Below are 14,925 nucleotides of genomic sequence, written 5' to 3'. Positions count from 1 at the left end.
GATTTCCGCAAGGGGCCGGTTGTACGCATAATGACCGGTCCCAGCACACGTCGACGAGGCACACCCGCATGGCCCGCATCATCGCCATCGCCAACCAGAAGGGTGGCGTCGGCAAGACCACGACCGCCGTCAACCTGGCCGCTTCCCTGGCCAACGCACCCAAGCGCGTGCTGTTGGTCGACCTGGATTCGCAGGGCAACGCGACCATGGGCAGTGGCGTGGACAAGCGTGAGCTGGTCTCCTCCACCTATGATCTGCTGCTGGGCGAGTCCAGCGCCGCCGATGTGCGCGTGCAGACCGCCGAAGGCTACGACCTGCTGCCCGGCAACATCGATCTGACCGCAGCCGAGATCCAGCTGATGGCGCAGAGCGAGCGCGAGCAGCGGCTGAAGCGTGCGCTGGCACCGATCCGCGACGAGTACGACTACATCCTGATCGACTGCCCGCCGGCGTTGTCGCTGCTGACGCTCAACGCGCTGGCCGCCGCCGATTCGGTGATCGTGCCGATGCAGTGCGAGTACTACGCGCTGGAAGGCCTGAGCGCGCTGGTGGAGACCATCGAAGCGCTGCGTGCCAACCTCAACCCGGCGCTGGAGATCGAAGGCGTGCTGCGCACCATGTTCGACGTGCGCAACAACCTGGCCAACGCGGTGTCGGCCGAGCTCACCGAGCACTTCGGCGACCGCGTGTTCCGCACCATCGTGCCGCGCAACGTGCGCCTGGCCGAGGCGCCGAGCCATGGCCAGAGCATCGTCGGCTACGACCGTGCCTCGCGCGGTGGCGTGGCCTACCTGGGCCTGGCGGGCGAGATCATCCGCCGCAACAACGAACGCAACAAGGCCGCCAAGGCCGTGGAGACCGTCTGATGACCAGCAGCAAGCCGGCAGCCAAGAAGCGGGGCCTCGGCCGTGGCCTGGATGCGCTGCTGGGCCCGAAGGGGGCGGCCAGCCAGGTGCAGGCCACCACCGCGGTGATCGAGCCGCTGCCGGGTGAAGTGCTGCGCAAGCTGGCCGTGGGCCAGCTGCAGCCGGGCAAGTACCAGCCGCGCCGCGAGATGGACGAGGGCAAGCTCTCCGAGCTGGCCGACTCGATCAGGTCGCAGGGCGTGATCCAGCCGATCCTGGTGCGCCAGCTGCCGGCGGGCAACTACGAAATCGTCGCCGGTGAGCGCCGCTGGCGCGCATCGCAGCTGGCCGGCCTGGACGAAGTGCCGGTGGTGGTGCGCGAGCTGGAAGACCGCACCGTCATCGCGATGGCGCTGATCGAGAACATCCAGCGCGAAGACCTCAACCCGCTGGAAGAGGCCGAGGCGCTGCAGCGCCTGATCAGCGAGTTCACCCTGACCCATGCCGAGGCTGCCGAGGCCGTCGGCCGCTCGCGCGCGGCGGTGTCCAACCTGCTGCGCCTGCTGGAGCTGCCGGTGGCGATCCGCCTGCTGCTGGAAACCCGCCGCCTGGAAATGGGCCACGCCCGCGCGCTGCTGACCCTGGCCCCTGAACTGGCCGGCAAGCTGGCGCAGGAAGCGGCCGATGAAGGCTGGTCGGTGCGCGAGGTCGAGCGCCGTGCGCAGGCCTTCGCTGCCGGCAAGGTGCCGAGCAACCGCCCGGTGGCCACGCCGAAGGTGCAGCAGGCCGACATCGCCTCGCTGGAAACCGAACTGTCCGAAGCGCTGGGTGCCAAGGTGGCGATCAGCCACGGCCGGGGCGGCAAGGGCAAGCTGATCATCCATTACACCGACCTGGATACCCTGGACGGCGTGCTGGAAAAACTGCGTACGCGCCAGGGCTGAGCCCGGCGCAGCGCCAGGGGGGTGTGGCCTGTTCCTGCCGCGTCCCTTCAATGCCAGGGAACGCACCGCCGCGCGCGCCGGGGGATGCACTGCTCTCCGGTCCGTGGCCTCATCCAGGGAGCAGGACATGAGCAACGAACACGACGACGTCAGCCCGGGCGGCAGCCCGATCCTGGTCCATCGCCGCGAAAAGGACTTTGTGCTCGCCATCGGCGAAGAGCAGCATATCGAGGCGATCAGCGCCCATATCACGCGTCATCTCGGGCCGGTCGAGACCGTCCTGCACGAGCTCATCTCCGACCTGGTGCACATCGACGTGCACGTGGTGCCGGCCAATGACGCGTTCCCGTATCTGCGGCTGGTGACCTCCGGCATGAGCGACCTGCCGATGACCCTGCCCGCCGAGGTGGATGCGGACGTGCCGCGCTACATGGAGCTGATGGTGACCCTGCCGGCCGACTGGCCGATCTCGCAGGATGCCTTCGAGGACGAGCGCAACTACTGGCCGGTGCGCCTGCTGAAGAGCATGGCGCGGTTGCCGCACGAATACGACACCTGGCTGGGCTTCGGCCACACCGTTCCCAACGGCCATCCCAGCGAGCCCTACGCGCCGGGCGTGGGCTTCGACGGCGCCATCGTGCTGCCGCCGGTGACCGCCCCGGAAGCGTTCGCCACGCTGGACCTGGACGACGGCAAGACCATCAGCTTCATGACCCTGGTTCCGCTGTACCCGGAAGAGATGGACCTGAAGCTGAAGAAGGGCGCCGAGGCACTGCTCGACCGCTTCGATGCGAAGAAGATCCAGGATGTGATCGAACCCGGCCGCACCAACGTGGCCAGGAAGCGTTTCGGGCTGTTCTGAGCCTCAGCGTATCCTCTGCACCTGTACTCATTGATCTCCAGGCAACTGCAATGACCATCCTGCTTACCGGCGCTGCCGGCTTCATCGGTGCCTACACCGCCCGCGCGCTGCTGGAGGCAGGCCAGCGCGTGGTCGGCCTGGACAACTTCAACGACTACTACGACCCGCAGATCAAGCGCGACCGCGTGGCCGCGCTGTGCCCGGCGCTGGACCTGCGCACGCTCGACCTGACCGACCGCGAAGGCCTGGCGGCACTGTTCGACGAAGTGAAGCCGAGCGCGGTGATCCATCTGGCCGCACAGGCCGGCGTGCGCTATTCGCTGGAAAACCCGCACGCCTACGTCGACAGCAACCTGGTCGGCTTCGTCAACATGCTCGAGCTGTGCCGCCACCGTGGCGTGCAGCACCTGGTGTATGCCTCCAGCAGTTCGGTCTACGGCGATTCGGCCACGCCGCCGTTCTCCGAGGACCAGCGCGTGGACCAGCCGCGCTCGCTGTACGCGGCGACCAAGGCGGCCAATGAGCTGATGGCCTACACCTACGCCCAGCTGTACGGCCTGCACGCCACCGGCCTGCGTTTCTTCACCGTGTACGGCCCGTGGGGCCGGCCGGATATGGCACCGCTGCTGTTTTCCCGCGCGGTGCTGGCCGGGCGGCCGATCGAGGTGTTCAACGAAGGCCGCATGCAGCGCGATTTCACACATGTCTCCGACATCGTGTCGGGTATCCTCGGCGCGCTCGCGCATCCGGCCGACGGCCCGGTGCCGCACCGGGTGTTCAACCTCGGCAACCATACGCCGGTCGAGCTGGAGCGCTTCATCGGCGTGATCGAGCAGGCCGCCGGCCGCCCCGCGCAGAAGGTCTACAAGCCCATGCAGCCCGGCGACATGGTGCGCACGATGGCCGACACCCGGCGCGCGCATGATGCCTTCGGCTTCGATGCGGTGACCCCGATCGAGGAGGGGCTGCCCCCCGTCGTGGAATGGTGCCGCGAGTATTTTGGTGACCGCGCTTGAGCAGTGATCCTCACGCGGCCGGGTTCATCTTCGGATAACCTCGGCTGCGGAGAATGCGCGGTCTTTGTCCCCCTTGGCCGAGTCCCCCATGAGCCAACCCGAGCTTTCCGTTGTCGTCCCCGTATTCAACGAGCGCGACAACGTCGCCCCGCTGGTCGCCGAAATCACCGCTGCGCTGCGCGGCCGGCTGCCGTTCGAAATCGTCTACATCGACGATCACTCGCGCGATGACACCCTGGCCGTGCTGCAGGGCCTGAAGGCCACCACGCCGGAACTGCGCGTGCTGCACCATGTAAACCAGAGCGGGCAGAGCACCGCCGTGCGCACCGGCGTCAAGCATGCGCGGGCGCCGTGGATCGCCACCCTGGATGGCGATGGCCAGAACGATCCGGCCGATATCCCCAAGCTGCTCGCCGCACGCGACGCGGCCGAGGCACAGGTGAAGCTGTTCGCCGGCTGGCGCGTCAACCGCCAGGACAGCGGCAGCAAGCGCTGGGCCAGCCGCTGGGCCAACCGCATCCGTGCGCGCATGCTGCGCGATGACACGCCCGACACCGGCTGCGGCATCAAGCTGTTCGAACGCAGCGCGTTCCTGGACCTGCCGTACTTCGACCACATGCACCGCTACCTGCCGGCGCTGATGCAGCGTGCCGGCTGGAAGACCACCAGCGTGCCGGTCAACCACCGCCACCGTACCGCCGGCGTGTCCAAGTACAACAACCTCGGCCGCGCGCTGGTCGGCATCCGCGATCTGCGCGGCGTGGCCTGGCTGATCACCCGCAGCAAGCGCACCACGGTGGAAGAGCGGTGATGGGCCTGGAACTGCACTGGCTCGATCAGCCACTGACCTGGCTGTACTGGACCGGCCTGCACGTGACCGGCTGGAAGCTGATCGGCTACACCGGCGCGCTGATGTTCGGTGGCCGCTGGCTGGTCCAGTTCATCGCCTCCAAGCGCGCCGGCAAGCCGGTCATCCCGCGCCTGTTCTGGTACATGAGCGTGGTCGGCAGCCTGATGACGCTGAGCTATTTCCTGTTCTCGGCCAAGCAGGACTCGGTGGGCGTGCTGCAGAACCTGTTCCCGGCGTTCACCGCGCTGTACAGCCTGCACCTGGACATCAAGCACCGCGGCTGGAATCGCGACAGGGCCAGCCACTGAGGCCCCCGGGGTCGGATCCCTTTCCGCAGGAAAGGGCTCCGACCTACGTCAGGATCCCCGACGCATCCACGCATGGCGTGGATCTACTGCATGTCCAGCGGCGGTGCCCTGGGCCCCCCGGGGTCGGATCCCTTTCCGCAGGAAAAGGCTCTGACCCCCGTCAGGATCCCCGGCGCATCCACGCATGGCGTGGATCCACTGCATGTCCGGCGGCGGCGCCCTGGGCCCCCGGGGTCGGATCCCTTTCCGCAGGAAAGGGCTCTGGCCCCCGTCAGGATCCCCGGCGCATCCACGCATGGCGTGGATCTACTGCATGTCCAGCGGCGGTGCCCTGGGCCCCCCGGGGTCGGATCCCTTTCCGCAGGAAAGGGCTCTGGCCCCCGTCAGGATCCCCGGCGCATCCACGCATGGCGTGGATCCACTGCATGTCCGGCGGCGGCGCCCTGGGCCCCCGGGGTCGGATCCCTTTCCGCAGGAAAGGGCTCTGACCCCCGTCAGGATCCCCGGCGCATCCACGCATGGCGTGGATCTACTGCATGTCCAGCGGCGGTGCCTTGGTAGATGCCGACCTTGGTCGGCGCTGGGTTTCCCCTGTGCCAACCAAGGTTGGCTGCTACCGGGGGCCCGGCCTGTGGCCGGTTCCCGGCCCAGACAGGCATGGCGGCGTCCTGGCATGTGGATAGGAAAAATCCGAATGCCTGTCGTTAACAGCAAAACAGCGGCGTCGTAATCACCATGGCTGGCGAATCTTTCGCCTACCTCATCGCATAGCGATTGCAAACGCTGTCACGCATCGAGGCAAGTCGAGGAAGGAAAGCACCCACGGACGTCAGTCTCGCACTTGAGTCATCGCACTCATGCCGAAGGCTCATTCAACTCCGTAGTCCATCCAAGACCTTGAGGGAGTATTGCCATGAACATCCGCACTTCGCGCCGTCTGCTTGCTTTCATGATTTCCGTTGGTTTCTGCATTGGCTCAGCCCCGGCATTTGCCAACACAGTCTGCGCCAACAACGTGACAATCAAGCAGATCCATGCGGGTTGGGTCGTTGCCAAAAAGGGACCCGACGGTGGAAATTCGGTAATGGTCAGCTATATCGACAGCAATCACCGTACGGGAGAGCTCATGCTCAACCACAGTTATAACTTGAACGATTCGCCCGGCCCTTCCCTGTTGTCGCTGTTGATGCTGGCGCAGACCACGGGGCAGAGAGTGACCCTGGTGGATCATTTTGGAACACCGTGCGACGACTTTGATGAAGTCCGGCTCATGGGCTACTGAGGTGCACCCATGAAACCAACGCATGCATTGCGGAAATCCCTGTTTCCATCACGGCTACGAGGGATCGCGCGCTACAGCGCCTTGATGTTGCTGTTTCCAGCAGCCGGTGGAATGGCGTCGGAGGGCACCTCGTTGAGGCAGGTCGTCTATCAGGGAAAGCAGATCGTCGCCGAAGTGAGCGATGGTGTGGTCTTTCTGCAGGATGATGTGCTCGCATTCCCAGGGGAGGTCACCAGCATTGGGGATGTTGTCACACACGCTCATTCAGATCATGCCATCGATGAGCCCCAGGTCGGCACCGCACGCCTGTGGAGAAAATCCAACCTGACCTATGCTTTCCAATCGGCGGTTCCGTCAAGTGTACGGAATCTCCTGCGGCAGGGTGCCGGAATCTGGAATGAGGCCACAAGCTGGCAGTTCACGGAAACAGCGAATGTCAATTCGGCCGATATTGTCGTCGCCAACTCCGCAAGCCGCTGCGCAGCATCGGTAGGCGCCCCGGCCGACGGGGACCAGGCAACAATGACGTTGAGCACCGATTGCACGCTTCGCTCGATGGTTCACGAGCTGGGGCACGTGGTCGGCATGATACATGAGCATCAACGGCCCGGTCGGGACAGGTGGGTAAGGGTAAGGCAGGATACGCTCGATTACATCAAGCAGAACTATCCGGCCAGTACCTATAACTTGGTCATCGCGGCACTCAGGCCTGAGCATTTTTCTCCCGGCCAACCGTATGCCATGGATACCGGCTCGATCATGATGTATGGCTCGTATCCGCAGCGAAGTCCGATGAAAGAGGACCTGATGGAAAGGAATCTGCCGTTCTTCACCGCGCCGGATGGGTCGCTCTACGAGGCCAGTCCCGCGCGCCTGAGCAATAAGGACATTGCCACAGCGGAGTATCTGGCCACGCTCATCACCCGTGTGAATTCGCTGTTGTTGCATTATTGACGGGGAAGTCTTCCCATCATTGACAAGGGGCCCGGCGGCAGGCCGGGCCCCATTCTGTCCGCCGTCGTCAGAGGTGACGGGGTAGGGTCGACGGCCAGTCGACTACCGCGTGCAGTGCGGGGGATTCATCCGTTCTGCGAAGAGCAGCCGACCAGCGGTCGGCTCTACCTCGCGCCTTGGGCGCTGGGGTCCCGGCCCTGCCTGCGGCGCAGGCAGGACCTTCGTCCCATGCCATGCGCTGTGGGCGGTGCCATCATCGGGGTCTGCCTTCCCGGGAACCTGTGCTCGTGAAAACCCGTCTTGCCGTTGCCCTGTTGATCGCCCTGTCCGCCCCCGCCGTGGCCCTGGCCGTGCCGCCCGCCGCCGCCGCGCCCGCCAGCGTGGCTACCGAATCGCCCGCCGATGCCGCCTTCCGCGCGCTGTACGAGAAGGAATGGAAGTGGCGCCAGCAGGGTGGCGGCGAGGCCAGCGAGGACGAAGACGCCCCGGCCAACGCCACCCGCATGCCCGACATCGGCCCGGCCGCGCAGCAGGCACGCCTGAAGGTGTGGGACGAGACCCTGGCCGCGCTGAAGAAGATCGACCCGAAGACCCTCTCGCCCGACAACCAGGTCAACTACGCGATCTACCACGACCAGGTGTTCAACCTGGCCGAAGAGACGCGCCTGCGCGGCTACGAGATGCCGTTCAACGCCGATTCCTCGTTCTGGTCCAACCTGTCCTTCATGGCCCGGCGCGAGATGAAGACCGCGCAGGACTACCAGAACTACATCGCACGCCTGAACGATGTGCCGCGCTACTTCGACCAGCAGACCGAAAACATGCGGGCCGGCCTGAAGCGTGGCTTCAGCGTGCCGCGCGCCGTGCTCGATGGTCGCGAAGTGTCCATCGCCACCGTTGCCGAACTGAAGGACCCGACCGAGTCGCCGCTGTACGCGCCGTTCAAGAAGCTGCCCAACAGCATCCCGGCCGCCGAACAGGCCAAGCTGCAGGCGCAGGCGCGCGCGGCGATCAGCGGCAAGGTGGTGCCGGCGTTCCAGCAGCTGCGCAGCTTCTTCGTCAACGAGTACGTGCCGCAGGCGCGCACCACCCTGGCCGCCGAAGCAATGCCGGACGGCAAGGCGTACTACAGGCAGCAGATCCACGAATACACCACGCTGGACCTGTCGCCGGACGAGATCCACCGCATCGGCCTGGGTGAGGTCGAGCGTATCCAGAAGGAAATGAACGACATCATCAAGCAGGTGAAGTTCAAGGGCAGCTTCGCCGAGTTCCTGACCTTCCTGCGCACCGACCCGCAGTTCTATGCCAAGACGCCGGAGGAACTGCTGTCGCGTGCCGCGTGGATCTCCAAGCGGGCGGACGGCCAGCTCGGCAAGTACATGACGTTGCCGCGCGCCCGCTTCACCATCGTGCCGGTGCCGCCGGACATCGCACCGTTCTGGACCGCCGGCCGTGGTGGCATGGGCACCTACTGGCTCAACACCTACAACCTGCCGTCGCGCCCGCTGTACAACCTGCCGGCGCTGACCCTGCATGAATCCGATCCGGGCCATTCGCTGCAGGGCGCCATCGCCGCCGAACAGAAGAACCTGCCCGAGTTCCGCCGCAACGCCTACATCTCTGCCTATGGCGAAGGCTGGGCGCTGTACTGCGAGAAGCTGGGCGTGGAGATGGGCATCTATGAAACCCCGTACGAGGATTTCGGCCGCCTGACCTACGAGATGTGGCGTGCCGCGCGCCTGGTGATCGACACCGGCGTGCACAGCAAGGGCTGGACCCGCGAGCAGGCGCTGGCCTACCTGCGTGACCACACCGCGCTGAGCGAGCATGAAGTGACCACTGAAGTGGACCGCTACATTTCCTGGCCGGGCCAGGCGCTGAGCTACAAGCTCGGCGAGATCGCCATCGTGCGCCTGCGTGCGCAGGCCGAGAAGGAACTGGGCGACAAGTTCGACATCAAGGGCTTCCATGACACCCTGCTGAAGCAGGGCTCGGTGCCGCTGCCGGTGCTGGAACAGCAGATCCAGGCCTACATCGCCGAGCGCAAGAAGGCCTGACCGTCGTGTGATCGGGTCAGAGCCCCGCCCGATGGGCGGGGATCCGACCCGGTCATGGGGTCGGATCCCTTTCCTGTGGAAAGGGCTCCGACCCCCAACCTCATCCCACCGCCCTCGGCTTGGCCACCCGTGCAGCGAAGGTCGGCAGCACCAGCAGGGTCAGTACGGTCGCGGTGATCAGGCCGCCGATCACCACCGTCGCCAGCGGCTTCTGCACCTCCGCGCCGGAACCGCTGGCGATGGCCATCGGAATGAAGCCGACAATCGCCACCAGCGCCGTGGTCAGCACCGCGCGGATGCGGCTGGACGCACCGTTGATCGCTGCCTGCAACGGCAGGTCACCGGCGTCCAGGCGTTCGCGGATCGCTTGCATCAGTACCAGGCCATTCAAGGTCGCCACGCCGGAGACAGCGATGAAGCCGACCGCCGCCGACACCGAGAACGGCATGCCACGCAGCAGCAGCGCGAGGATGCCGCCGACCAGTGCCAATGGCACGCAGCTGAACACCAGAATGGCTTCCTTGCCGCTGCGCAGGGCCATGAACAGCAGGCTGCCGATCAGCAGGAACACCACCGGTACCACCGTCGCCAGCCGCTTCTCGGCACGCTGCAGGTTCTCGAACTGGCCACCCCAGGTCAGGTAGGCACCCGGCGGTAGTGCCACGTCGGCCACCGCCGCCTGCGCCTCGCCGACGAAACCGCCCAGGTCACGACCACGCACGTTGGCCTGCACCACCACGCGACGGCTGCCGTTGTTGCGGCTGATCTGGTTCGGCCCCTCGCTGACCGTGATGCGCGCCACCGACGACAACGGGATCACCAACCCGGACGGTGTGGCGATCGGCAGCGAGGCCAGCTGGTCCGGATCGTTGCGCGAGGCATCGTCCAGGCGCACCACCACGTTGAAGCGGCGATCACCTTCGAAGATCTTGCCGGCAGCCGTGCCGCCGATGCCGGTGGACAGCGCATCACTCACATCCGCAGCGGTCAGCCCGTACTGCGCTGCCGCTACGTGGTCGATCGCCACGTTGAGCGTGGGCAGGCCGGAGATCTGTTCCACCCGCACGTCGGCCGCGCCGTTCACCGCACGCAGCTTCAGTGCCACCTGGTCGGCGACCTTCTGCAGCTGGCTGAAGTCATCGCCGAAGATCATCACTGCCAGGTCGGTACGCACGCCGGAAATCAGCTCGTTGAAGCGCAGCTCGATCGGCTGGCTGAACTCGAAGCTGTTGCCCAGCTGCTGCCCGGCCAGCTTCTCGAAGCGCGCAACCAGAGCGTCCTTGCCCAGCTTCGGATCGGGCCAGTCCTTGCGCGGCTTCAGCACGATCACGCTGTCGGAGATGTTGGTCGGCATCGGGTCGATCGCCGCCTCGGCGGTACCGGTACGCGAGAACACGGTTTCCACTTCCGGCTGTTTGGCGATCGCCTTCTCAAGTGCCAGCTGCATCGCCAGTGACTGCTCCAGCGAGGTCGACGGTACGCGCAGGGCCTGCATCGCCACGTTGCCTTCGTCCAGCGTCGGCATGAACTCGCGGCCCAGCAGCGAGAACGAGCCGATGCCCACCACCACCATCATCACCGCACCAGCCAGCACCGTGCGCGGATGCGCCACGGCCTTGCGGACCACCGGCTCGATGCGCGCACGCAGCACGCGGATCAGTTTCGTCTCGTGCTCGCCATCGTCCGCATGCGCCTCACCGTCCTTCACCTTGGGCTCGCGCACCAGCAGTGCAGCCATCGCCGGCACGAAGGTGAAGGAGAAGATGAAGGCACCGACCAGGGCCAGCATGAAGGTCGCTGCCATCGGGTGGAACGTCTTGCCCTCCACACCTTCCAGGGTGAGGATCGGCGCGAACACCAGCAGGATGATCAGCTGGCCGAACGCCGCCGGTCGCGCCATCTTGAGTGCCGAATCGGCGGCTACGCGCAGGCGTTCCATGGCGGTCAATGCACGGCCCAGCTCGGCGCGGCGCTGGCCCAGCATCAGCAGGGTCGATTCGACCACGATCACCGCACCGTCCACCAGGATGCCGAAGTCCAGCGCACCCAGGCTCATCAGGTTGCCGCTGATGCCGAAGCGGTTCATGCCGATCACTGCAAACAGGAACGACAGCGGAATCACCAGCGCGGTGATCGTCGCTGCACGCAGGTTGCCCAGCAGCAGGAACAGCACCACCACCACCAGCAGCGCGCCCTCGGTGAGGTTCTTGGCCACGGTCTTGATGGTGGAATTGACCAGCACGCTGCGGTCCAGCACCGGCGCGGCCACGATGTCGGCCGGCAGCGACTTGTTCACCTGTTCCAGGCGCGCAGCGGCGGCCTGGGCCACGGTGCGGCTGTTGCCACCGGCGATCATCAGCGCGGTACCCAGCACGGCTTCATGGCCATTGCGGCTGGCCGCACCCAGGCGCGGCGCGCGGCTGAGTTCGACCTCGGCCACATCGGCAACGCGCACCACCACGCCATTGCGGGTGGCCACCGGGGCCTGTGCCAGATCGTCGGTGGTCAGCGCCAGGCCATCGGCTCGCACCACCAGGCCTTCACCGGCACGCTGTACGAAACCGGCACCGGCCTGCACGTTGGAACGCTGCAGGGCGGTGACCAGGTCGGCCAGGCCGAGGCCGTGCGCGGCCAGCCGGGCGCTGTCCGGATGCACGCCGTACTCCTTCACGTAGCCGCCGACCGTATCGACGCCGGCCAGCCCCGGGCTGGAACGCATCTGCGGCGCGATGATCCAGTCCTGCACGGTGCGCAGGTAGGTCGCACGCTCTTCGGGTGTACGCAGCAGGTTGCCTTCCGGCGTGCGGTAGACCTCGCCGGCCTGCCAGCCCGCTTCACCGGGCTTGGCCAGCTTGGCCGGATCGAAGGTGGTGAAGTCCACCGTCCACATCAGCACCTCGCCGAGGCCGGTGGTGACCGGCGACAGCATCGGTGACGCACCATCGGGCAGGTCTTCGGAGGCTTCGCGCATGCGCTCGGCCACCTGCTGGCGCGCGAAGTAGATGTCGGTCGCATCGGTGAAGATCGCGGTGACCTGCGAGAAGCCATTGCGCGACAACGAACGCGTGGTGGTCAGGCCGGGAATGCCGGCCAGCGCGGTTTCCAGCGGATAGGTCACCTGCCGCTCGATCTGCTCCGGTGTCAGCGCCGGTGCCACCGTGTTGATCTGCACCTGGCGGTTGGTGATGTCCGGCACCGCGTCGATCGGCAGCTTGCCCAGCTGGAACAGGCCCACCGCGGCGATCAGCGCCGCCATGAACACCACCAGCCAGCGGTGGCGCACCGCTGTTTCAATGATCAGCTTGAACATGGTCGCCTCCTCAGTGGCCGTGCTCGGCTTCGCCCTTGGCCAGTTCGGCCTTGAGCAGGAAGGCATTGGCACCGACGATGCGCTCGCTGCCGGTCAGCCCACCGAGGATCTCGATGCGGTCACCGGCACGGCGCCCGGCCAGGACTGGCTGCGCCTTGAAGCCGCCTTCGACGGCGACGAACACCGCACTGCTGCCATCGACGTTCTGCACTGCATCGGCGGGCACACTGAGCGAGCCCTCCTGGCCTTCGGTGACCACCACGGCCGAGACCGGCGAACCGGCCGGCGGCAACGCGGCATTCACCGGCGTGGCACGGATCACCGCGACGCCGCCCTGCTGGCGCACATCGGCGGCCGAACCGGTGACGGTGGCGGTGAAGCTGCCGCCCGGTACGCTCACCTCCAGCTTCATGCCCGGCGTGACCTGCGCGGCCAGCGCCGGCGGCGCGGTGAACACCAGCTCGTTCATTGCCGGGTCGGCGACATCGGCTACTGCGCTGCCGGCGGCGACCACACCACCCGGAGTGACCTGCACGTTGCCGACGATGCCGGCCACCGGACTGGTGATGCGCACGCGGCCACTGGCATCGGGCGCACCGTTGGCGGCGGCCTGGGCCTGCGCGGCCGCGGCCTGGGCCTGTGCCGCCAGCGAACGTGCGCGCGAGGCTTCCATTTCCTGGCGGGCGACCACGCCCTGGTCGACCAGCGCCTTGTCACGGCCATAGGCCAGGCGTGCGGCCTCGGCCTCGGCCGATGCGGCCAGCGCATTGGCACGGAACACCGCAGCCTCACCACTGACCACGATGGCCAATGCCTGGTTCTGCTTCACCGCCGTGCCCGGCGCGACCAGCACGCGCTCGACGCGGCCGGTCACGGTCGAAGCCACCGAGGCGCGTGCACCGACCGACGGTTCGACCCGGCCGGACAGGCGCGTGGAGCCGCCGCCACCGCGACCGATCGCGACGACTTCAATTCCGGATGCCTTGATCTGCTCAGGCGTCAACTGCACGACACCCTCATCAGCGTCGGCGGGCGCTTTCGCGGATTCGGCCTTGGCCTCCTTGCTGTCGGTCGCATGGCCATGGCCGTCGTCCGTGCCGGCCTTGGCCGCAGCGGGGTCTTCATTTGCAGGCGTCTGCGCATTGCCAGCGCAGCCGGCCAGCAGGACGGTCAGCAGCACGCCGCCGATCAGCGGGAAAGTACGGGAGAGAGTCATTTGGCCTCCACAAAAGGTGCGCGCCCTTCAAGGCGGGCAAGATCGATTTCCGCGCCGACGCGCGACAGGCGCGCATCCACGGCGGTGCCGCGGGCGGCGATGAGGGCGCTGCGCGTGCTGCGCAGTTCCAGCTGCGAGATGCGTCCGGCGTCGAAGCCGACGCGGGCCAGGCGATACGCCTCTTCGGCGGCGACCACGCTTTCATCGGCGGCCCGGGTACGGCTGCCGGCCGCTTTCAGTCCGGCCACGGCGGAGAGGCGTGCGGCCTCGCTGTCGCGGCGCTGCTGGTCCAGGCGTGCCTCGGCCGCGCGCTGGTCGGCATTGGCGGCGCGGATGCCACCGCGGTTGCGGTCGAACAGCGGGATGCTGAGGCTGACCCCGAGGTTGTAGGCACGCTCGCCGCCTTCGCGGAAGCGGGTCTGCGCGGCGGTGACGCTGAGGTCGGGCAGGGCGCGCTTGCGCTCCACGTCGACCAGCTTGCCGGCCGCATCGGCTTCGGCCTCGGCGATGCGCACCGCCAGCGCCACATCGGTCGCACCACGAGGCAGCGGCGGGGCACGGTCGAGCAGGCTGTTGTCGATCGACTGCACCGGCGCATCCAGCAGCGCGGCACCGGCCAGGCGGGCCAGCGCGGCGTCGCGGAAGGCCTGCGCCTCATCCAGCGAGGCGCTGGCATTGGCCACCTCGCTCTGCGCCTGCACCGCGCGCAGCTGCGGTTCGCGCCCTTGCCTGACCATCGCGTTGACAGCGTCGGCGTCATCGCGGGTGAGGCTCAGTGCCTCTTCGGCCAGGGCGTAGCGGCGCAGTGCACTTTCCGCCTGTGCGTAGACCACCGCCAGCTGGCTGGCCACGTCGCTGCGGCTCTGGGTGCCACGCAGGTTGGCCGCCTGTGCCTCGGCGCGGGCGGCACGGACGCGCGCGCCGCGCTGCCCCCAGACCTCCAGCGGCTGGGACAGGGTAAGCACACTGTCGGCCTTGCCCATGCCGCCATAGGAGCCGGTGCCCCAGGCATTTTCGGCAGACCAGGACAGGGAAGGGTTGGGCAATGCGCGGGCCTGGTCGGCGCGCGCATCGGCGGCCTCGGCCAGCGCCGTGCCGACGCGGGTGCCGGGCAGCTGGTCCAGGCGTTCAAGCAGGGTGTCGTAGGAAGGAGCGGCTTGCGCCATCACCGATGCTGCCGGGGCCAGGCCCAGCAACACAGCGACGACCAGCCCGGCCGCACGCAGCGGCCGACGTGTCAGGGTCGACATGAAAAATTTCCGGAGGTGAGGGGAACCG

The 14,925-nt window shown here is 67.0% G+C and carries 12 protein-coding genes; 9 read left to right on the top strand and 3 right to left on the bottom strand.

Features of this window, described 5'->3' with window-relative positions; all coding sequences use genetic code 11:
• The first annotated feature begins 68 nt into the window (after positions 1-68).
• The 9 genes from B9Y64_RS18270 (at position 69) to B9Y64_RS18230 (ending at position 9,121) form a co-directional block, all read left to right on the top strand.
• Positions 69-866, top strand: a complete 798-nt coding sequence (locus B9Y64_RS18270; protein ID WP_032128472.1) for a ParA family protein — start codon at positions 69-71, stop codon at positions 864-866.
• Positions 866-1,789 (top strand): ParB/RepB/Spo0J family partition protein, encoded by a 924-nt coding sequence (locus B9Y64_RS18265; RefSeq protein ID WP_100441921.1) that lies wholly within the window; start codon positions 866-868, stop codon positions 1,787-1,789. Before B9Y64_RS18270 ends, B9Y64_RS18265 begins: the two co-directional genes overlap by 1 nt.
• 127 nt (positions 1,790-1,916) lie before the next feature.
• The gene (locus B9Y64_RS18260) at positions 1,917-2,651 is read left to right on the top strand and encodes a suppressor of fused domain protein (RefSeq protein WP_100441920.1); all 735 of its coding nucleotides are present in this window, start codon (positions 1,917-1,919) and stop codon (positions 2,649-2,651) included.
• A 50-nt stretch (positions 2,652-2,701) separates the two neighbouring features.
• Positions 2,702-3,667, top strand: coding sequence for an NAD-dependent epimerase/dehydratase family protein (locus B9Y64_RS18255; RefSeq protein WP_100441919.1), 966 nt, complete (start codon positions 2,702-2,704; stop codon positions 3,665-3,667).
• 88 nt (positions 3,668-3,755) lie between these two features.
• Positions 3,756-4,478, top strand: a complete 723-nt coding sequence (locus tag B9Y64_RS18250) for a glycosyltransferase family 2 protein (RefSeq protein ID WP_100441918.1) — start codon at positions 3,756-3,758, stop codon at positions 4,476-4,478.
• Positions 4,478-4,825: a lipid-A-disaccharide synthase N-terminal domain-containing protein gene (locus tag B9Y64_RS18245; protein ID WP_162292384.1), complete on the top strand. Its 348-nt coding sequence runs from the start codon at positions 4,478-4,480 to the stop codon at positions 4,823-4,825. The genes B9Y64_RS18250 and B9Y64_RS18245 overlap by 1 nt, the downstream gene beginning before the upstream one ends.
• A gap of 913 nt (positions 4,826-5,738) precedes the next feature.
• A complete protein-coding gene (locus tag B9Y64_RS22050; RefSeq protein ID WP_157804538.1) occupies positions 5,739-6,107 on the top strand; it encodes a hypothetical protein in 369 nt (122 codons plus the stop codon).
• Positions 6,108-6,116: 9 nt separating this feature from the next.
• Positions 6,117-7,061 (top strand): M12 family metallopeptidase, encoded by a 945-nt coding sequence (locus B9Y64_RS18235; protein ID WP_100441916.1) that lies wholly within the window; start codon positions 6,117-6,119, stop codon positions 7,059-7,061.
• 287 nt (positions 7,062-7,348) lie between these two features.
• Positions 7,349-9,121, top strand: a complete 1,773-nt coding sequence (locus tag B9Y64_RS18230) for a DUF885 domain-containing protein (protein ID WP_100441915.1) — start codon at positions 7,349-7,351, stop codon at positions 9,119-9,121.
• A 100-nt stretch (positions 9,122-9,221) separates the two neighbouring features.
• Here B9Y64_RS18230 and B9Y64_RS18225 read toward each other — a convergent pair whose 3' ends face one another.
• Genes B9Y64_RS18225 through B9Y64_RS18215 form a run of 3 tightly spaced genes read right to left on the bottom strand, consistent with a single transcriptional unit; the run spans position 9,222 to position 14,897 of the window.
• Entirely contained in the window at positions 9,222-12,431 is a 3,210-nt protein-coding gene (locus B9Y64_RS18225) for an efflux RND transporter permease subunit (RefSeq protein WP_100441914.1), read from the bottom strand.
• A 10-nt stretch (positions 12,432-12,441) separates the two neighbouring features.
• Positions 12,442-13,647: an efflux RND transporter periplasmic adaptor subunit gene (locus B9Y64_RS18220; protein ID WP_100441913.1), complete on the bottom strand. Its 1,206-nt coding sequence runs from the start codon at positions 13,645-13,647 to the stop codon at positions 12,442-12,444.
• Positions 13,644-14,897 carry a TolC family protein gene (locus B9Y64_RS18215; RefSeq protein ID WP_100441912.1) on the bottom strand — a complete coding sequence of 418 codons (1,254 nt, stop codon included), beginning with the start codon at positions 14,895-14,897 and terminating at the stop codon, positions 13,644-13,646. The genes B9Y64_RS18220 and B9Y64_RS18215 overlap by 4 nt, the downstream gene beginning before the upstream one ends.
• Positions 14,898-14,925 lie beyond the last annotated feature (28 nt).

This window comes from Stenotrophomonas maltophilia, assembly GCF_002799245.1.
Taxonomy (GTDB): Bacteria; Pseudomonadota; Gammaproteobacteria; order Xanthomonadales; family Xanthomonadaceae; genus Stenotrophomonas; species Stenotrophomonas maltophilia_S.
This window is presented reverse-complemented; position numbering and strand designations above follow the sequence as displayed.